This window comes from Trinickia dinghuensis (assembly GCF_003367175.1).
Taxonomy (GTDB): domain Bacteria; phylum Pseudomonadota; class Gammaproteobacteria; order Burkholderiales; family Burkholderiaceae; genus Trinickia; species Trinickia dinghuensis.
On sequence record NZ_QRGA01000001.1, the window covers coordinates 777,042 to 797,280 of the forward strand.

14 protein-coding genes are annotated in these 20,239 nt (G+C 61.7%); 12 read left to right on the plus strand and 2 right to left on the minus strand.

The features are described 5' to 3' along the window. The first annotated feature begins 66 nt into the window (after positions 1-66). From DWV00_RS03495 to cqsA, 3 genes are all read left to right on the plus strand, one after another. Positions 67-1,782 carry a dihydroxyacetone kinase family protein gene (locus DWV00_RS03495; protein ID WP_115532097.1) on the plus strand — a complete coding sequence of 572 codons (1,716 nt, stop codon included), beginning with the start codon at positions 67-69 and terminating at the stop codon, positions 1,780-1,782. A gap of 229 nt (positions 1,783-2,011) precedes the next feature. After that, a complete protein-coding gene (locus tag DWV00_RS34865; protein ID WP_220274650.1) occupies positions 2,012-3,925 on the plus strand; it encodes a methyl-accepting chemotaxis protein in 1,914 nt (637 codons plus the stop codon). Positions 3,926-4,163: 238 nt separating this feature from the next. Continuing rightward, positions 4,164-5,441: an alpha-hydroxyketone-type quorum-sensing autoinducer synthase gene (cqsA, locus tag DWV00_RS03505; protein WP_115532098.1), complete on the plus strand. Its 1,278-nt coding sequence runs from the start codon at positions 4,164-4,166 to the stop codon at positions 5,439-5,441. 31 nt (positions 5,442-5,472) lie between these two features. Here cqsA and DWV00_RS03510 read toward each other — a convergent pair whose 3' ends face one another. Together DWV00_RS03510 and DWV00_RS03515 are read right to left on the minus strand one after the other, a co-directional pair. Beyond that, on the minus strand, positions 5,473-6,525 hold the full coding sequence (locus tag DWV00_RS03510; protein WP_245964694.1) for a response regulator: 1,053 nt from the start codon (positions 6,523-6,525) through the stop codon (positions 5,473-5,475). Between the two features lie 2 nt (positions 6,526-6,527). Next, positions 6,528-7,850, minus strand: coding sequence for a sensor histidine kinase (locus tag DWV00_RS03515; RefSeq protein WP_245964695.1), 1,323 nt, complete (start codon positions 7,848-7,850; stop codon positions 6,528-6,530). Between the two features lie 736 nt (positions 7,851-8,586). On the opposite strand from DWV00_RS03515, the gene DWV00_RS03520 reads away from it, so the two are divergent. The 9 genes from DWV00_RS03520 (at position 8,587) to DWV00_RS03565 (ending at position 20,214) form a co-directional block, all read left to right on the plus strand. Beyond that, complete coding sequence (locus DWV00_RS03520) at positions 8,587-10,782, plus strand: beta-glucosidase (RefSeq protein WP_115532100.1); 2,196 nt, start codon at positions 8,587-8,589, stop codon at positions 10,780-10,782. Between the two features lie 272 nt (positions 10,783-11,054). Continuing rightward, positions 11,055-11,477, plus strand: a complete 423-nt coding sequence (locus tag DWV00_RS03525; RefSeq protein WP_115532101.1) for a rubrerythrin family protein — start codon at positions 11,055-11,057, stop codon at positions 11,475-11,477. A 157-nt stretch (positions 11,478-11,634) separates the two neighbouring features. After that, complete coding sequence (locus DWV00_RS03530; RefSeq protein WP_115532102.1) at positions 11,635-12,972, plus strand: heterodisulfide reductase-related iron-sulfur binding cluster; 1,338 nt, start codon at positions 11,635-11,637, stop codon at positions 12,970-12,972. Between the two features lie 36 nt (positions 12,973-13,008). After that, on the plus strand, positions 13,009-13,593 hold the full coding sequence (locus DWV00_RS03535; RefSeq protein WP_115532103.1) for a DUF3501 family protein: 585 nt from the start codon (positions 13,009-13,011) through the stop codon (positions 13,591-13,593). Positions 13,594-14,046: 453 nt separating this feature from the next. After that, positions 14,047-15,147: a transposase gene (locus DWV00_RS34470; protein ID WP_245964696.1), complete on the plus strand. Its 1,101-nt coding sequence runs from the start codon at positions 14,047-14,049 to the stop codon at positions 15,145-15,147. Positions 15,148-15,620: 473 nt separating this feature from the next. Continuing rightward, the gene (locus DWV00_RS03545) at positions 15,621-17,045 is read left to right on the plus strand and encodes a UDP-glucose dehydrogenase family protein (RefSeq protein WP_115532104.1); all 1,425 of its coding nucleotides are present in this window, start codon (positions 15,621-15,623) and stop codon (positions 17,043-17,045) included. A gap of 91 nt (positions 17,046-17,136) precedes the next feature. Then, positions 17,137-18,738 carry a peptide chain release factor 3 gene (locus DWV00_RS03550; RefSeq protein WP_115532105.1) on the plus strand — a complete coding sequence of 534 codons (1,602 nt, stop codon included), beginning with the start codon at positions 17,137-17,139 and terminating at the stop codon, positions 18,736-18,738. A 427-nt stretch (positions 18,739-19,165) separates the two neighbouring features. Next, a complete protein-coding gene (locus tag DWV00_RS03560) occupies positions 19,166-19,627 on the plus strand; it encodes a mobile mystery protein A (RefSeq protein ID WP_115532107.1) in 462 nt (153 codons plus the stop codon). Further along, positions 19,618-20,214 (plus strand): mobile mystery protein B, encoded by a 597-nt coding sequence (locus DWV00_RS03565; RefSeq protein WP_115532108.1) that lies wholly within the window; start codon positions 19,618-19,620, stop codon positions 20,212-20,214. Before DWV00_RS03560 ends, DWV00_RS03565 begins: the two co-directional genes overlap by 10 nt. The last annotated feature ends 25 nt before the right edge of the window (positions 20,215-20,239 follow it).

Consider the following 20,239-nt stretch of genomic DNA (forward strand, 5'->3'; position numbering starts at 1 on the left):
GACCCGGCCGTTTGCTGGATTTGCGTCTATCGCTTCTCAAACTCTGCTTAGACTTAGAGAATGTCAATGAAGAAACTGATCAACGATGCGTCCGCTGTCGTTCGCGAGATGCTCGAAGGGATTGCACGACAAGCGCCTCATGTCGCCATTCTCGGCAACGAGAACGTCCTGGTTCGCCAGGCGCTCCCCGAACCGTCGAAGCGCTCCGTCGCGCTGATCTCGGGCGGCGGCAGCGGCCATGAGCCGGCACACGGCCGCTACGTGGGCAGTGGCATGCTCAGTGCGGCCGTGTGCGGCGAGGTGTTCACTTCGCCGTCCACCGATGCGGTCCATGCCGCGATTCACGCTACCGCCGGTGACAACGGTGCGTTGCTGATCGTGAAGAACTACACGGGAGACCGGTTGAACTTCGGTCTCGCCGCCGAGATGGCGCGATCCGAAGGCATACCAGTCGAAATCGTGACCGTAGCGGACGACGTATCGCTGCGCGGTCGAATCGAGCGCCATCAGCGCCGCGGCATTGCCGGGACGGTGTTCGTGCATAAGATCGCCGGCGCCGCCGCGGCCCAGGGGCGCTTGTTGAACGAGGTGGCGGCCATTGCGCGCAGGACGGCCGAGAACCTCGGGACGATGGGCGTCGCGCTGGACGGATGCACGCTGCCCGGTGCGGAAAAGGCAGGCTTTCACCTCGCGGACGACGAGATCGAACTGGGCCTCGGCATTCATGGCGAGAAGGGTGTCGAGCGCACGGCCCCGATGAAAGCCAACGAGCTGACCGAAACGCTGCTTGCCAACATCATCGAAGACCTCGCGTTGAAGAGCGGCGAACGTGTCGCATTGCTCGTGAACGGGCTCGGTGCCACGCCGGAGATGGAATTGGCGGTCGTGCTTCGGGACGCGTTCGAGAGCCTGAAGCGCAGGAACATCAGCGTCGAACGCGCGTGGGCCGGGACGTTTCTGTCGGCGCTCAACATGCCGGGCTGTTCTATTTCGGTCCTGCGTCTCGACGATGAAATGCTGGCGTTGCTCGATGCCGATACCGAGGCGCGCGCATGGCCCGGCGGCGGGGCAGTCAACCACCATATCCTGATCGAACCCGCCGGCACGGCACCCGCCTCGGAGATCGGCGCAGCGGCCATGGACGATAACGGCCGGGCATGGTCCGGCAAGATCAAGCCGGCTCTGGAAGCCGTGGCGCACGCGCTGATCGACAAAGAAGCGATCCTCACCGAACTCGATTCGAAGGCCGGCGATGGCGACCTCGGCGCCAGCATGAAGCGTGCTGCCGAAGCGATTCTGGCCGTCCCGCCAACGGCTCTCGTCGCGCCCGATAAAGCGTTGGCCGCGCTCGGCATGGCGTTGCGCAGGGCGATCGCCGGCAGCTCGGGGCCGTTCTACGCGACGGCCCTGGTGCGGGCTGCTCGGATCTTAGCGGACCATCCGCATCCGACGGCGTTGGATTGGGCCGCGGCCATGCGCGGCGCGGCGGACGCCATCGGCGAATTGGGCGGAGCGAAGCCCGGGGATCGCACGATGCTCGATGCGCTGGTCCCTGCCGTAGACGCGTTCGAGCGCGAGCTCAAATCCGGCTATGACGCGAGCAAGGCTTGGGCGGGCGCGGTCAGCGCCGCGGAGTCCAGCGCCGAAGCGACGGCGCACATGACCCCGCGCGCTGGGCGGGCCAGCTATCTCGGCGCGCGCGCCATCGGTTCGCCCGACGGCGGTGCCGTCGCGATCGCCTGCTGGCTCAAGGCCCTGCAGCCCTACATCGCCGCCAGCTAGCGAGCTAATGCGCTCGTAGAAAACAGCGACGCGTCGACACGATTTTCCGCTCCTCGCGTCGCTCTTTCCGATTCAGTTCGTTTCGTTTCTTTTTTGTCAGCCCGTCGAACGCGACGATTCGGCTGCTGACTGGTTGCGTCCGGCCATTCGTATCGATGCGGAAGCAGGTGAGCTTCGACGGTGCCCGCGACGGCCGGCGTTCGCTGCTTAACGGGGAAAACTGCGAATCATGAACATGCTCTCCTCTGTCCAGTCTCGCTTCACGGTGGCGGGATGCGTGGCGCTTGCGATCATCGCCGTGGCGACGTTTTCGATGATCCGGCTGTTCGTCCAACCGGATTTGGCGGCGCTGGAGAGCAGTGTGGTCGAAAACCAGATCGCCCAGATTCGAGTTGCGGTGAGCGATCAACTGAGAAGGGTCGAGGCACAGCAGCGTGCGATTACGCAGACGGTTGCGCTCGTCGGCAGCGACCAGATCGATGCGATCCTGCCGGGGCTGATCGACCAGTATGGCGATACCAATGTGGCGGGTGGCGGCATCTGGCCGATGCCGAACGAGCGGCAAGCAGGCCGCGACCGCTTCAGCAGTTTTCTCGTTCGGAACGCCTCCACGGGCAAGCTCGAAGTGAATACCTATTGGAACCAACCCGACTCGCTGAAGTATTGGGAGCAGGCTTGGTACGAAAACGGCAAGCAGGCGCCGAAGGGTGCATGCGGCTGGTCGAAGGCCTTTCGCGACAACGCGAGCCCGCAACCGCGCACCGCCTGTGCAATGGGGATCTACAAGGGGAATGAGTTTTACGGTGTGTCGACCATCAACGTTTCACTGGGCTTCTTCAACGACCTGGTGGCCAATATGGAGCGCCGCATCGGCGCGCAGATTCTGATCGTCGAGGCAGACGGCACGATCGTCAGCAACAGCAGCCGAATTCAAGGCGATCTGGTGCTCAAGCATCTGAGCGACATCGCACGGAGCGTGCCGATGGCAGCGCAGGTACGAAGCGCACTGTCACGCGATGGCACGGCACCGAATGCTCGAACCGCTTACGAAGCCGATGGCGAAAGCCGCACGCTGTTTTTGACGCCGATTCCTAACAGCCCATGGCTGATCGCGGCAAGCCTTCCGGACTCGGCGCTGACGGTCAACAGCAATCGTATTCTCGGCCGCCTTGCCTCGGTGCAGATCCCGATGGGTATCGTGCTCGTGGCACTGTTGATCGTGGGAATCCGGCTGTTCATGCGCCGGGTCAACGAACTGAAATCCAATATCGACGAACTCGCGTCCGGCGAGGCGGATCTCACGCGGCGTCTCGAAGAGGCGGGTGGGAAGGAATTCGCCGCGGTCGCATGCAGTTTCAATGCGTTCATCGAACGATTGCAGCGGCTCGTGCGCAATGTCGCCTCGAATGCCGCGCAGCTCGAATCGGCCTCGCGCGAAATTGCCGCCGGCAACCGCGACCTGTCGGCCCGGACGGAGGCGCAGGCGGCCTCGCTGCAAGAGACGGCTGCATCGATGGAGCAACTGACCGCGACGGTCAAACAGAACGCGGACAATGCGGACGGCGCATACAAGCTCGCGACCGAAGCGTCCCGCGCGGCGGAACGGGGCGGGGAAGTGATCGCGCAGTTCGTCACGACGATGGATTCGGTCGATCAGTCGTCGCGCAAGGTCGTCGCCATCACGGGCACGATCGACAGCATCGCGTTCCAGACGAACATCCTCGCGCTGAACGCGGCCGTCGAAGCGGCCCGCGCGGGCGAACAGGGCCGAGGTTTCGCGGTCGTGGCCGCCGAGGTGCGCAGCCTCGCGCAGCGTGCGGCCGCCTCGGCAAAGGAAATCAAGGCGTTGATCGCCAATGCGGCCGACGACGTGCAGGCAGGCAATGCGCTCGTGCAGCGGGCCGGCGAGGCGATGGGGGAAATCATCCAGTCGACCACCGGCGCGGCGGTCATCATGACCGAGGTGGTGGAAGCGAGCAAGGAGCAGACGAGGGGCATCGAGCAGGTCAACAACGCGGTCACTCAGCTCGACACGGCCACTCAGCAAAATGCCTCGCTCGTGGAACAGGTGGCCGCTTCCGCTCAGTCGCTACAGGAATACGCCGCCACGTTGTCCGCCGAAGTCAGCGGGTTCAAGGCTTAGCGGAAGCGGACATACAAAACCGCCCGCCCCGCTTTTTCGGGACTACATGGGTAACAATCGATAATAATCAGTTCGCGCAATCGATTGCGCGAACTGATATCTCAAACTAATCCATCTATCGATACGACTTTAGGGCGCGTTTTACTGCCTGGGTCATTAAGAACGATTCGCCAACCTAGCACCTGGCTCATTATCAAGCCGCTGCGCATAAGCGCAGTGACTTTTAAGGAGCCAAAGAATGCAGAATCACTTCGAAGAAAAAACGGCCTCCGGCGCAGAGGGCGCGTCATTGCCAGAATTTGTCGCCACACGCGTCACGAGTTATTTTGATGACCGGGTAGGAAAGGCATGGGCCGGCGGGCACATCATGCGCGGGCGCCAGCCCGGACCGGATGCGTTGCATCTATCGAGTAACGATTACCTTTCGATTTCCAAACACCCCGACATTCTTCGCGCGATGAGCGACAGCATTCAGTCCGAAGGTAACGGGCTATTGATGTCGGGGATTTTCCTGCACGGGGACAATCCGCTATTGGCGCTCGAAGATCGATTCGCCCGCTTCATGCGGTCGGAAGCGTCCATTCTGTGTCAATCCGGTTACGCGGCAAATACGGGCTTGATTCAATCCATCGCCACGCCGGAAACGCCAGTTTATGTCGATATGATGGCGCATATGTCGTTATGGGAGGGCATACGCGCGGCAGGCGCCAAAGCGATTGCTTTCTCTCATAACGACGCGGAGCATCTCGGGCGTCAGATTCGGCGAAACGGGCCCGGTGTCGTGATCGTCGATTCCGTCTACAGCACTAACGGCAGCATGTGTCCGTTGACGGCCGTCGTCGAGACGGGCGTCGAGCACGGATGTGTGCTGGTGGTCGACGAATCGCATTCGCTAGGCACGCATGGCCCGGGTGGGGCAGGGCTGGTCGTGGCGCTCGGGCTCGCGGATCGCGTGCATTTCAGGACGGCGAGCCTGGCGAAGGCGTTTGCCGCTCGTGCGGGCGTCATTAGCTGCTCGGCGCGATTTCAGGAGTATTTCAAGTTCGAGTCGCGCCCCGCAATCTTCAGCTCGACGCTGCTGCCGCACGAAATCGCGGGGCTCGATGCGACGATCAGTGTAATCGAGCGCGAGTCTTGGCGGCGCGTCAAGGTCGAGTCGAATGCGCAGTATCTGCGCGCGCAGTTGACTGGGCTCGGCTACAACCTCAACGGCAGTGCCTCGCAGATCATCGCGCTCGAGTCCGGCACGGAGCAGCGAACGATTTTGTTGCGCGATGCACTCGAATCGCGCGGCATTTTCGGTTCGGTCTTCTGTGCCCCCGCCACGGCGCAGAATCGCGCGCTGATGCGCTTGTCCGTTCATGCATCGCTGACGCAAGGGCAGCTTCGTCGAATCGTTCACGCGTGCGAAGCGATTCGCGAGGCGGTCGGTCTTGCAGACTGGGCGTCGACGCGCAGAATGCGCGCGACGCCGGTCGCCGTCGCCGAGCTGGAACCCGCGAAGTATGCGGCGTGACGCGGAGTAACACGGCGCAATCGCGAACTGACTAAGTCGCGCTAAGGCCGTTCGTGGGACTCGCATGCGTGAGTCCCACGGAATGTTCTCCACGGTCGAGACGGTCCAGATACTCGTCGTAGGCGACGACGGTTTCTAGGTCGAGACCCGGTGGCCGTTCGATCAACGCGCAGGTATAGCGTTCTTGTCCTTGCACGACGAACGCCGGATGCATGTATTCGCGCCACGATTCGCGGCCGATGGGAAAGAGTCCGTCCGATTCCCAAAAGTAAGGCACGCTCCGATGCTCGTCCAGTTCGGCGAGAAATTCGGCCGGGGCGTCCAACTCCGCGGCGATTTCGCGCGTCGCGCGCAAGGCATCTTCGGGATAGACCGCAAGCAAATAGGGCACGGCGGCGCCGTCCAGCATGAGCAGCCCGCTCGGCCCGACGCAGAGGTAGTGCTCGACGATATCGCGTTCCCTGAAAATCTCGCGCGCTTTCGCCGCAAACGCCGGGTCGTTGAGAAAGCGGTACTCCGAGAGCGCGAGGGCATCGGCGACGGTACGCTGCGTGTGCCGCAGGTAGGCCTCTTTCATTTCGTCGATGGCCTCGTTGAGCGCCGTGATGGCGTCGGGGTCCTGCTTTCGAATGAAGCGATCGATGATGCCTTCGTTGAAACCTTTGACGGCGAGGTGCTCGTCCGCCTTGCCGGTCAACACGATCTTCTTGACGGCGGGGTGCGTGATCCGCCGGCATACTTCGAGCCCGTTCATCCCCGGCATGTCGTAATCGACGACGACCACCGACGTGCATTCGAACCGGCGTGCGTTGCGCACTTGCTGGCTGATCGCATCGACGCGCATCGCAATGACTTCCTGCGCATCGCTCTGCTCAGTTCGGTCGTGATAACGCGAAAGAAAGCGATCGACGCTCGGCGACTGTGCCTCGGCGCAGTTGATCGCATTCAGCGCGTGCTCCGCCGAATTGAAAAATCTAAACGCAAGCCGCGCGTCGAGTTGCAGGCTCAGATTGGCCAGAAAATCCGCACTGTCGTCGACGAAGCCGACAGTGGTCGGAAAGGCGAACGGCTGGATCATGGTCATTGTCATCGCAATGGAAAGGTCAAAACGAACTCGGTGTACTCGTTTTCCGTCGACGTGCATTCGATCGCACCGCCTATCGAACGCATGACGTCGCGGCAGAATGCCAAACCGATGCCGGCGCCGAGCGAAACATCGTCGGTTTGCGTGGAAGACGTGTAAAACCGCGTGAAGATATGAGGCAGAACGCGGGGGGATATCCCCGCGCCGTTGTCGCGAAAAAATACGTGGTTCCCGCCGATGGAGCGCGCCAGACGGATTGAAATCCGGGCGTTTTCGACACTGGCGCGCGATCTCAGCGCGTTCTTGATGAGGTTGAACAGGACGTGCACCATCAGCGTCTGCGAGCCGTCGAACATGAAGTCGTGACTGACGTCGAATTGCAGATGGTCGCGCTCGCGCGGCCGAAACGGATAGCGCTCGAGCGCCGTTCGAACGCACTCGGCCATGGAGCATCGACCGGCCGGGTGATCGCACCCGCCCGTCATGCGCGCATTGACGAGCAGCATGTCGATCATCGAGTTCGACAGCAGCGCTTCGCGCTCGATGCGCTCGAGCACGCCGTGCATCGATGACAAATGCGCGATCCGGATCTTCGGCACGCCGAGCCCGCGGCTTTGCGCCGCGCCGTAGCCGGCGAGCAGCGTCGGCAAGAAGCGGGCGAGCCCCGCCGCCCCCGCGCGAATGGCGAGCAGGGGAGTGCGCAGTTCGTGGGCGACGCTTCCCGCCGTGGCGAGCATGGCGCGCTCTTGCTCGATTCGGATGCGGGCGGTGTCGTAATTGGCGATCGCGCCGATCGCGAGCGCGAAGGAAAAAATCGCAAGGTGCGCGAGGAGCACCCCGTCCAGCCGGATCGGCGTGGTGGTCATGCAGTAGGCCAGCACGGCGATACCGACGCCGACGACAAAGCTCAAGATCAGCATCAGCCAATCGAGCAGCAGCACCATGACGAACAACGCGATCAGCGCGCTTTCGACCCACACCTGCGATGAGTCGTTCTTCAGCAACATAAACGTGAAGAAGAACGGCAGCGCGTAAAGAATGACGGCGTACCAGTAGTACGGCAGGTATCGCTTTGCCTGCGCGGGCCATTGCCTGTGAAACAGGACGGGCACGAAAAGGACGGAGCCGATTAAGCGCAGCGTTAGGTTCTCATAGGGCTGCGGAAACAGGTCGTGCCAGATGTAGAAATAGAGCGGAAATCCGACAATTGCGAGTATCGAAAATGGCAACAACCGCCGTTCGACGTATTGGATGTTGCGCAATGCCGGAGCAAATGCGTCGCGGACGCCGTGTCGCATCAAATCGCATAGGCGTCGCACGAACATGAGGCCTCTCAGTGAATCGAATGGAGCTGCTAGGATTTAATTTTCGGGTATTGTGCACCAATTGTGCGTGAGTGCGTGCCTCATTGAGAAAAATCATATCAAAATGTGATCGAAGTCCGCGCAATGCGGGGCGCTTGGGGCGCTTGTTCTTCGGTCGCGATGCCAATGCGGGCGAAGGTGTCGGCACACCTGCCGGCAACTTTTCAGTAACAACATAAAGTCGGACCTTTCGGCCCGCCACTGCTGCGGCGAACTTCGAAACGCCGTTCTGGGATCTCATCCCTAAGATGCATGTTTTCCGACGTGCAATGCGATCTGGCTATAGAACGCCCCTCTATCAAGCTTTCCGTGTCGCTGCGAGTCGTTCTTCGATCGTGATTGAGATAAAAATTTCCGAATCGTATTGAATTTTCCCAAATAATCGAAACGTTCCAAGTAAAGAATTCCTGATTCGTCATTTGACGGTCGCTGCCCGAAAATCGATCGAAACTTTGCTTGTAGTCAGGCTACTTATGCGCTATTACTAACCCCGGAGTTTCGCTACATCCCGCGGTAAGCCGATTTCGCCGATCGTGCTCGTCGGCCTCGACGGCGGCCCGCGCCGCATGACTGAGTTTCATCCGTAAAACGCTTTGCAACGAGACGCCCGTCTCGGGCTTTCGCTCGCCCTTGCGCGGCGAAGCACGCGCGTTGCGAAGCGGCGCATAACCACGTCATTAATCACGGAGACGAACCCATGCAGGTAAAGCGTTTATCCCTCGCCATCGCGTCCGCGGCGATTTGTCTTTTTGCGCAAAGTGCTTCGTATGCCGCAGGTCAGGCGCCGAGCACCACATTCACGGATGACATGGCACACCGTCGTGCCGATGCGCTCGTGAAGCAATTGACGCTCGACGAGAAGCTGCAGCTGATTCACTCGGAGTACCAAATGAGCGACGTGCCGGGCGGCGGCGCGGGCTACATCCAAGGTGTGCCGCGGCTAGGCATCCCGAGCATCAACATGGTCGATTCGGCCACGGGCTCGGGTAGTACCGTTCAACCCAGCACCACGTTCCCGGCCACGCTTGCCCTTGCCGCGAGCTGGGATCCGATGCTCGCCTATCAGTTCGGCGCCGCCATCGCTCATCAGCTGCGCGAGCAAGGCTTCGCCATGGGGCTCGGCGGCGGGACGAACCTGGCGCGCGAGGCGCGCGGCGGCCGGATGTTCGAATACCTCGGCGAAGATCCGGTGCTGGCGGGCGAGATGCTGGCGGCACGGACGCGCGCCACGCAGGATCACAAGGTCATCGCGACGATCAAGCACTACGTCGGCAATGAACAAGAAACCAATCGCATGGGCGGCAACGACACGATCGACGAGCGCACGCTGCGCGAACTCTATCTGCTGCCGTTCGAGCTTGCCGTGGAGCAGGGACATCCCGGCAGCGTGATGTGCAGCTACAACAAGGTCAACGGAGACTATGCGTGCGAAAACCAGCACGTGCTCAACGACGTGCTGAAAGGCGACTGGCACTTCCCGGGCCAAGTCCAATCCGATTGGGGCGCCGCGCATAGCACGGCCAAGGCCATCAACGCCGGCTTGGACGAGGAAGAAGACGTCGGGCCGACGGTGTTCCTGACGCCCACGCTCGTGAAGCAAGCGCTCGCCAGCGATCAGATCACGCAAGCGCGACTGGACGACATGGTGCGCCGCAAGCTGTACGTCATGATCCGCACGGGCGTCATGGACGATCCCCCGCAAGGCGGCCAGCCGATCGACTTCGATGCTGCCCGCGCATTCGCGCAGCATGCCGAAGAGCAATCGATCGTACTCCTAAAGAATGAGGACCGGCAGCTGCCGCTCGATGCGTCGACGGTGAAGCGTATCGCGGTGATCGGCGGCCATGCGGACGTCGGCGTGATCACGGGCGGGGGCTCGGGGGATACGCGGGACCCGGTGACTGGCGCGTTCCCGGGCTGCGGCGGTCTGACGTTCCCGACGTCGACCGGCTGCGGCTGGTGGCCGAATCCGTGGATCAAGCTGCCCACGCCGATCACGGCGGCGATCCAGAAGCTCGCGCCGAACGCGACCGTTACCTTCGCCGGCAGCGAGGACATGAACAATCCGTTCAGGGCGTACACGCAGCAGGAAATCGATGCGGCGGTGAGTTTGGCGCGGCAATCGGATGTGGCGATCGTCTTCGTCACGCAGTCCTCCGGCGAGGATTTCGGCGAACTGCATAGTCTCGCGCTCGCGAATCCGTCGAATCAGGACGCGCTGGTCGAGGCCGTCGCGCAGGCCAATCCGCATGTCGTCGTCGTCGTCGAAAGCGGCAATCCGGTGCTGATGCCTTGGAAGGATCAAGTCTCGTCGATCGTCGAAGCGTGGTATCCGGGCGAAGGCGGCGGCAACGCGATCGCGAACGTCCTGTTCGGCCAGGTGGATCCGTCGGGCAAGCTGCCGGTGACGTTCCCGCTGCGCGATGCCGATATCCCGACCTGGGACGGCGGCTCGATCGCGCAAAATCCGGTGTACTCGGAAGGGCTCAAGATGGGCTATCGGTGGTACGACGCGGAGCACATTCAGCCGATGTTCCCGTTCGGCCATGGTCTCTCCTACACGCACTTCGCCTATTCGGATCTGCGCGTCCATCAGCATGGGGATCATTCGGCGACGGTCTCGTTCACGCTGCGTAACGACGGGCAGGTTGCCGGCGCGGAAGTGCCGCAGGTGTATCTGGCGGGTCTGAACGACCCGGTGGAGCCGCCGAAGCGCTTGGTCGGATGGGACAAGGTGAGCCTGAACCCGGGCGAGACGCGCCGCGTGCGCGTGGAAATCCCCGCGCAAATGCGCCGTGTCTGGGATACGAGCCATAACGATTGGAAGCTGGCTACCGGCGGACAGTTCTATGTCGGGGCGTCTTCGCGCGATATCCGGCTCAAAGGGCAGTGATCGGGAGTACTGACTAGCTGGCTGCCGACGTGAGGTGGGGCGGCCGGTCGAGCGCGGCTCGGCTGGCTGCCGGCGTGGCCTGCAGGCCGCCGTCGAAAATCCTATCGCCTGCATAGAAAATGCCAATTGGGGAACGGTTCCTTCGCGTCCTAGATTGGAAGAGCGGCGCTCCTCGCGGAGCGAGGCGCCGTGTCGCACCCATTCCCCCGATCCCGCACAAGACATCGGCCACGCGCCTCGCGCCGCGCGCCGATCCACGAAGGAGGCTCACGATGGCACAGTTGAAAGGCTCCAAGACGGAAGACAATCTCAAAGCGGCGTTCTCCGGCGAGTCGCAAGCGAATCGCCGGTATCTGTATTTCGCGGCGAAGGCCGACGTGGAAGGTCAAAACGATGTGGCTGCGTTGTTCCGCTCGACCGCCGAAGGCGAAACGGGGCACGCGCACGGACACCTCGAATATCTCGAGGCGGTAGGCGATCCCGCGACGGGGCTACCTTTCGGTTCGTCTCGGCAGAACTTGCAATCGGCCATCGCCGGCGAGACGCACGAATACACGGACATGTACCCCGGCATGGCGAAGACCGCGCGCGAAGAAGGGTTCGACGAAATCGCCAATTGGTTCGAGACCCTGGCGAAGGCCGAGCGCAGCCACGCAAATCGCTATACCAAGGCGCTCGAAGCCCTGTCGGATTGATCGGCGGGCGGCCCCAAGCGTCGTTTCACTGCGCGCCGTCGCTTCCTTCGATTGACGGCGCGCCCTCGCACGCGGCGTATTCGTTTCCCGTGCGTCGCGGGCTAGACTGTTTGCGCGCGTTCGTCGCAACGCGCGCGACGTCACGGAGCGTCATCCCATGCCCCATAAAGAAGGCAATCTCGAGGCGCCCACGCGCCACCCGCTCGATTGGCGCTCACCCGAGTTCTACGACCAAGCGTCCATCGACGCGGAACTGAGCCGCGTGTTCGACATCTGCGCGGGATGTCGGCGCTGCGTGTCGCTGTGCGGTGCCTTTCCCACGCTGTTCGATCTCGTGGACGAAACGGATAGCGGCGAGGCGCACGACGTCGAGCATGCGGCGTTTCCGAAGGTCGTCGATCAATGCTATCTATGCGACCTTTGCTACATGACGAAGTGTCCGTACGTGCCACCGCACCCGTGGAACGTCGACTTCCCGCATCTGATGCTGCGCGCCAAGGCCGCTAGATATCAGCGCGGCGACGTGCCGCTGCGCGACAAGGTGCTGTCGAATACCGATGCGCTCGGCCATTTCGCGGGCATCCCGATCGTCACGCAGGCGGTCAATGCGGTGAACGGAACGAAGCCCGCGCGCGCGGCCATGGAAACGGCACTCGGCGTGGACCGGAAAGCTTGGCTGCCGCCGTTTGCACCGCGTAAGTTTCGCCCGCACGCCAAAGCGTCGCCCAAGGTTCCCGTGCGCGACGGGGAGCGCACCCCGGGCAAAATCGCCATTTATGCGACCTGTTACGTCAATTTCAACGAGCCGGGGATCGGCCACGATCTGCTCGCCGTGCTCGAGCACAACGAGATTCCGTACGTGCTCGTCGACAAGGAGGCGTGCTGCGGCATGCCGCTGCTCGAGCAGGGCAACCTCGAGGGCGTGGCAGAAAAAAAAGCCAAAAACATCCCGGTGCTCGCCCGTTACGCGCGCGAGGGCTACGCGCTGATGGCGGCCGTCCCGAGCTGCGTGCTGATGTACAAGCAGGAAATTCCGCTGATGTTCCCCGAAGACGCCGAAGTGCGCGCGGTAGCCGAAGCGTTCTGGGACCCGTTCGAATACCTCGTATCGCGTCATCGCGACGGCCTCTTGAGGACGGATTTCAAAGAGGCGCTCGGCACGATTTCCTATCACGTTCCCTGTCACGGACGAGTGCAGAATTTGGGCAGAAAAACGTATGACATGCTTTCGCTGATACCGGGCACCGAGCTAAAGGTGGTCGAGCGATGCTCGGGGCACGCCGGAACTTTTGGTGTGAAGAAAGAATTCCATGAGACCGCGATGCGCATAGGGAAGCCGGTGTTTAAGGCAATGTCGGAGCATTCGTCTGAATATATCGCCTCCGATTGCCAGCTCGCGGGGCATCACATTGAGCAGGGCATTGGCGAAAGCGGGGCCAGGAGCGCGCCGCTCGCGCACCCGCTGTCTCTGCTGCGCAAGGCATACGGGATCTAACATGAAATTGTGTTACGTATATGCGAGGAAATGTAAATGACCATCTCACGCAATTCTTTATTAACTCTTGAGGCGTATGCGAAAACACGCGATAGAGCGCGCGCCGAAGTTATCGAGCACAAGAAAAAAAGGGTGGTTCAACTCGGGAACCATCTGACGTTTCTGTTCGAGGACGAGACAACTATCCGGTATCAAATACAAGAAATGCTGCACATCGAAAAAATTTTCGATGAAGCGGGAATCGATGCCGAATTGGAGGCATATTTACCACTCGTGCCCAATGGTAACAATTTGAAAGCGACGATGCAGATCGAATATGAGAACGAAACCGAACGGCGCGCGGCACTTGGGCGCCTAATTGGCATCGAGGATCGGGTATTTCTACGCGTCGGTGACGACGAGTCGGTCGTCTATGCCGTTGCGGACGAAGATCTCGAACGCGAGACGAGTGAAAAAACTTCCGCTGTCCATTTTTTATGTTTCAATTTGACCGATTCGATGAAGGCCGCGCTACAGGCGGGCGCACCATTATGGGTGGGCTGCGATCACCCGCATTACCCTGTGCCACCAAGCCTCATCGATGAAATTGTCCGAAAAGCCCTAGTTTCCGACCTCGAATAAATTGGGGCACGCTTGCTCCACGCAAACGATTGCGTGCATGATTCGTTGCGCGAAATGATAGGTTTGCGAATCATTATGGGCGGGGCAGTCGTTTTGGAATCACTTCGTTACATATGTTGAGATCGCGGTCCGCGAAAAATATTCTAATATGGACACCTCTCACGAATACACTTACGCATGCCGGTGAGCCCCGCTCGGCCACCGTTATGCGCGCATTAGCCGTGGCATGAATTTGGTTTATGTCATGCGATGGTATGCTTTCTGCGTTATTTTCCCATGCACGAGCGCAGCAGCCTTTTGTGCGTCAACAGAGGGCAAAGCTGCGCAGCGTGCGTGCGATTTTGATTGGCGGTAACCGAGAACAACACGATTTGTGCAACCTGGCGGTCGCCGGGAATGGGCCATTTCCGACGACCAAGTGTCGCAGCCCGGCCAGGCTGCGTGGAGAAAAACATGTTCTTTGAGGAATTGACCGACGACGAGTGGACCCGCCTGGCGCCCCTGGCTGCCGACGAGCCCATGCACCCGCATCGCCGCGGCCGGCCTCGGGCCGAACCGCGCGTCGTCACGAACGCGGTGCTATGGATCCTGACTACGGGCGAGCGCTGGTCGAAGCTGCCCGCGCGCTATCCTTCCGGGCCCACCTGCCGGCGCCGTTTCGACGACTGGCTCGCGGACGGCACGCTCACGCAGCTCGTCGCTGTATTGTCCGAGTTCGGCCGTACGTTCGCCTACGTGCCGCAGCAGGACGCCTCCGTACAAGCTGTGCCGAAGGCCGACGCGCCGTTGCCGGCCCCCGAATCGCCGCGTTTGCGCGGCGTGTTCTGGACGAATCCGGAGTCGTGGCATGCGGGCAACGAAGCGCCCGATACCGCTGATGCGACTCATACCACCGATGCGCTGAATGCCGCCGGCATCGTCGACGCGGTCGATGTCGTCGACCTGAACGGCGTGAGCGCTGCCTGCGCGAACGCCGTCCGCCGGGAATTGCCCGTCGCTTCTTCGCGGCGCGCGCCGACGCCCGGCATCGCGCAGCGTGCGGCCGACGAGCATCCGAACGACGTTCCGCTGATCGAGTCGATGGCTGTGACCCGACGTTCCGACGATTACCGGGACTACGTCATCCATGCGTCGGCGCAGCCTGTCGAAAAGCAGCTCCAATTGTGCTACCGCGCCTCCGCCGAGATCGTGAAAGACGGCCGTCGCATCGAGCGTTCAGGGTTGATCGGCCCGCGCTTCCCCGATAACTACACGGCGGAAGCCTACGCAGTCGAATGGGCGCGCGATTGGATCGATCGTCACGACGCGGCCGAGCAGGCCTGCTCGCAGCCCGTCGATGCCGATCCTGCTGCCGTGTCGCCCCAGACGCAGCAGAGCACGCAAGACCCCCAGCCCGGCACGCCGGCATCTGCCCTGGCTGCAGTGCCGACGAACCAGAGCGCACGCGCGCTCGATCCAAGCATGATTCGTAGCCGTACGCCCGAGTGGCTCCTTCACTCGCACGCGGACAGCCGCGGAGATACGAAGCCGCCCGAACTGCTGTATCACGCTTGACGCGTGCGTTGTAAAACTTGCACGTACATTTCCCCCAATGCGCTCGCGCGACCCCGTCGGCCGCGAGCGCGAATCGCGCGGCATCCACACTGATTGCGTCAGACGATTTGGAACGAAGGGTAGAACTCATCGGACTTCATCGATCGAATCGGACCAAGTGAAGTGTGACAGGAAGTAAATCGACAAAAAAACCGTAACAGCCGCGGAAGCTGCGGAAGCCGCGCAGGCATCCACGCAAGCGCGCTTGCATGTGGCTCCTTGTGCGTGCCACAAAAAAATTCGAAAGATTGCCGGCCCATGCAAAGGCGCCGAATTTTTTGGAATTTGCTTCGCTTGCCGTCAGGTTTTTGTTATCGCTTGATGAAGGCTTTGCCGGTTGGCGTGTTTGTCGGCCTAGCCTCGCGTGCGTCTGCCCAACGCCGGCCCGCCGCTCATTTCCCGTTTTCTCGTTAGTTCCTTGAAGGGCCATCACCATGAATGTGACCATCATCGGCTGCGGCTACGTCGGCCTCGTAACGGCTGCTTGCCTCGCGGACGTCGGTAACGATGTCTGCTGCTACGACGTCGATCAGGACAAGATCGGCATCCTCGAATCGGGTGGCATTCCGATTCACGAACCGGGCTTGCATGAGATCGTCGCACGCAACAAGGCGGCCGGCCGGCTGTCGTTTACGACGGATGCACATCGCGCGATGACCCATCGCGAGGCGATCTTCATCGCCGTCGGCACGCCGAGCGGCGAAGACGGCTCGGCCGATTTGCAGTACGTGCTCGCCGCCGCCCACGAAATCGGGCGCCATATCGAAGGCTTCACCGTCGTGGTCGACAAGTCGACGGTGCCGGTCGGCACCGCGCGCCGCGTGCGGGCGGCGATCGCCGAACAGTTGGCGCAGCGCGGCGCCAACCCGATGTTTTCGGTCGTGTCCAATCCGGAGTTCTTGAAGGAAGGGGCCGCCATCGAGGATTTCACGCGTCCGGAACGGATCGTCGTCGGCTGCGACGACGACGTGCCGGGCGAACGCGCACGCGACACGATGAAGCGCCTGTATTCCCCGTACAACCGCAACCGCGATCGGATGCTGTTCATGGACGTGCGCTCCGCGGAGTTCACGAAGTACGCCGCGAACGCGATGCTTGCGACACGCATTTCGTTCATGAACGAACTCGCGAATCTGGCCGAGCGAGTCGGCGCCGATATCGAAGCGGTGCGGCGTGGGATCGGGTCGGATCCGCGCATCGGCTATCACTTTCTGTATGCCGGCTGCGGGTACGGCGGCTCGTGCTTTCCGAAGGACGTGCGCGCGCTCATGCAGACGGCGCGGGATGAGGGACAAACGCTGCGCATCCTCGATGCGGTGTCCGAGGTCAACGCCGCGCAAAAGCAAGTGCTCGTCGACAAGATCGTCGCGCGCTTCGGCGAAGACTTGAGCGACCGGACGTTCGGTGTCTGGGGGCTCGCGTTCAAGCCGGGCACCGACGACATGCGCGAGGCGCCCAGCCGCGTGCTCATCGCGGCGCTGCTCGAGCGCGGCGCGCGCGTGGCGGCATTCGATCCCGTCTCGATGAAGGAGGCGCAACGCGCGTTGGCGTCCGATCTACGCGGCCGGCCCGAGGCCCTCGCCCGCTTGTCGCTCGTCGAAGACCAAATGGACGTCGCCTCGAAGGCCGACGCCCTGGTCATCATGACGGAGTGGAAGGCGTTCAAGAGTCCCGACTTCGACAGCCTCAAGGCGCGCCTCAAGCAGCCGATCGTTTTCGACGGCCGCAATCTGTATGAGCCGCCGGCCATGGAGGAACTCGGCTTCGAGTATCACTCGATCGGGCGTCCGGGTGGCGGCGCGCAGTGGGCGGGCGATGCCCGGGACACGCTGGGCCGCACGGCCGACGTGTCGGTCTGATCGGGGCGGCGTAGCCCGCATCGGGCGCGCGAGGGGCGACACGTGTATCATCGCCCCCGCGCCGCTCAATACCGAAAGCCCCATTCATACGATGTCAGTTGCCGAACTCAAGCGCCGCCGCACGTTTGCGGTCATTTCCCACCCCGACGCCGGGAAAACCACCCTCACCGAGAAGCTCCTCCTGTTTTCGGGTGCGATCCAGATCGCGGGTACGGTGAAGGGTCGGAAGAGTAATCGCTATGCGACCTCCGACTGGATGGAGATCGAGAAGCAGCGCGGCATCTCGGTGGCGAGTTCGGTCATGCAGTTCGAGTACGGCAATGCCGTCATCAATCTGCTCGACACCCCGGGGCACGAAGATTTCTCCGAGGATACCTATCGCGTGCTGACGGCCGTCGACGCGGCCGTCATGGTGATCGACGGCGCCAACGGCGTCGAGGCGCAGACACTGAAGCTGCTCGAGGTGTGCCGTAGCCGCCGCACGCCGATCGTCACGTTCATCAACAAGCTCGACCGCGAAGTGCGCGCGCCGCTCGATTTGCTCGACGAGATCGAGCAGCACCTGGGCGTATCGGCCGTGCCGTTCACCTGGCCGATCGGGATGGGCAAGGAATTTCAGGGCGTCTACGACATCATCCGCGATCAAGTGCGCGTGTTTCGCGCGGGTCAGGATACGGCGGGCGGCGCCGTCGAAACGCTGTCGGCGCTCAACGACGAAGAGGGCGAACGGCGCTTTGGTTTTGCCTGGAAGAAAGCCAAGGAAGAGATCGACCTGATTTGCGCGGCGACGCCGTCGTTCGATCGCGAAGCGTTCCTGGCGGGCCAGCAGTCGCCGGTGCTGTTCGGTTCGGCCATCAACAACTTCGGCGTCAAAGAGATTCTCGACTCGTTGGTGGATCTGGCCCCGCCGCCCTCGATGCGCATGGCGGTCCAGCGCCCCGTGCAGCCGGACGAACCGAAATTCACGGGCGTCGTGTTCAAGGTGCAGGCCAACATGGACCTTGCGCACCGCGACCGCGTCGCGTTCATCCGCGTCTGCTCGGGCCGGTTCGAGCGCGGGATGGCGCTCAAGGTCACCCGCTCGGGCAAGACGTTCCGCGCCAACAACGTTGTCACGTTTTTGTCGCAGCGTCGAGAGACGGTCAGCGAGGCCTATCCCGGCGACATCATCGGCATTCCTAACCATGGGACGCTGAGCCTCGGCGATACGCTGACCGAGGGCGAAATGCTGCAATTCGTCGGCTTGCCGTTTTTCGCGCCGGAAATCTTCCAGACAGTCGAAGTGGTCGACCCGATGCGTGCCAAGCAGCTCGGCGAAGCGCTGAAGCAGCTCGGGGAGGAAGGGGCGATTCAGGTGTTCCGTCCCGAGCACGGCGGCTCGATCATTCTTGGCGCGGTCGGTCAGCTTCAGTTCGAAGTCGTGTCACATCGGCTCTCCGCCGAGTACAAGGTCGATGTGCGCATCTTGCCGGCGCGCTATCGGATGTCGCGCTGGGTGACCTGCAGCGATCCCGCCGAGCTGCGCCGCTTCACGGATGCGTACGCGGCGCGCATGGCGCTCGACGCGGCCAATGCACCGACGTATCTCGCTTCGCACATTTCCGAGATCGAAGTCGCGCAAAAGGCCTGGCCCAATATCGTTTTCAACGAGTTGCGCGAGCACTCGGGCGCGCCGTTCAAGAAGAATCTTTGAGCCGGACTCTCCGCCGTTTCAGGCCGTACTTGGTCTGAAATGGACGGACCTTTTCGCCAAATTCTGCGTGCACCCGTTGATGGCTGATGGGTGCCGGATCCTCGTGCCCGGACGTCACGCTCATCTCGAGCGCCTCGGCGATAGCCTTCGCCTTCCTCGGCGAGAAATCCAGCAAGCCGCGTTCTAGGCGGCTAATGCTGTTCCCGTGCTTCCGTAAAACGAAGCAATCCTGCGAAATCTGCATGCCATGCCATGAAGCGGCCTGGTGCTCTGTGCTTCATTTGAGGGAAGCATATTGCTCTATTTTGCTTCACTATACTGACGCAAAGTTGTGTAGGGCGCTTCGTCATAATGAAGCAAAAACTTGGTAATTGCTTCATTATGAGATAGCATTTGCCGTATTCTTGATAGCCTATAGAGCAGCAACATGGACTCCAGAATGAGACGGCTCCGCCTCGAGCAGGTCCAGGCGTCAGTCGCGGCGTACTCGGATTTGACCCATCGTCGGCCCCCGACGCGTGGATGGCTGAAGGCCATCCGAGAGTCGTTAGGGCTCACCGAGCGGCAGCAAGCCGAGCGGTTAGGCATTACCGGTTCGACCCTGCACAAGTCGGAGTTGGCGGAAGCCGAGGAGCGAATCACGCTCGGACAACTGCGCAAGTTGGCTGACGGGCTGGACTGCGAACTGGTCTATGCCCTGGTGCCCAGAAAGCCGCTGACTCAAGTGGTCGAAGACCGGGCGCGCTCGATCGCCCTGCAGGAAGTGAGTGGCGTTGCGCACAGCATGAGTCTGGAAGACCAGCGTCCGGCAACCGACCGACTTCGCAAACAGGTTGAGCAGAGAGCGGCGGAATTACTCCGGGGCCGCTGGTCCGATCTATGGCGATAGGTTTAGCCGAACAGGACGGCCAGACACCGCTCGACCCTGACGAACTCGCAGGGCTGATACCGACGCATCTGGCCACGAAGGGCGATCTCAATGACTGGGAGCAGGAGAACATTCTGCGAGCCGCGCAATGGGCTCGCCGTCAGCGCAAGGTCGATGTCCTCGGCGAAGCCTTCTGTCGCAACCTTCACAAGAAAATGTTCGACCAGACTTGGTCGTGGGCAGGCTCGTTCCGCAAGTCCGACAAGAACATCGGGTGTGATTGGACACAGGTCAGCGTCAAGCTGAGAAACCTTTTCGATAACACGCGGTGGTGGGTCGACAACGGCACATTCCCGGCCGATGAGATTGCCGCGCGTTTCCACCGCGATCTGGTGTGGATACATCCTTTTCCAAACGGCAACGGCCGACACTCGCGAATGATGGCCGACGCACTCTTGCGCAGCATGAAACAGGAGCCGTTTTCGTGGGGCGGCGGCGGGACATTGGTGAAAGCGGACAACGCGAGGTCGGATTACCTAGCTGCTTTGCGTGCGGCGGATAAAGGTGACTACAGCTTGCTCTTAGTCTTTGTGCGAAGTACGGCCTAGCCGCCGTACGCGTTTTCGCCTTTCC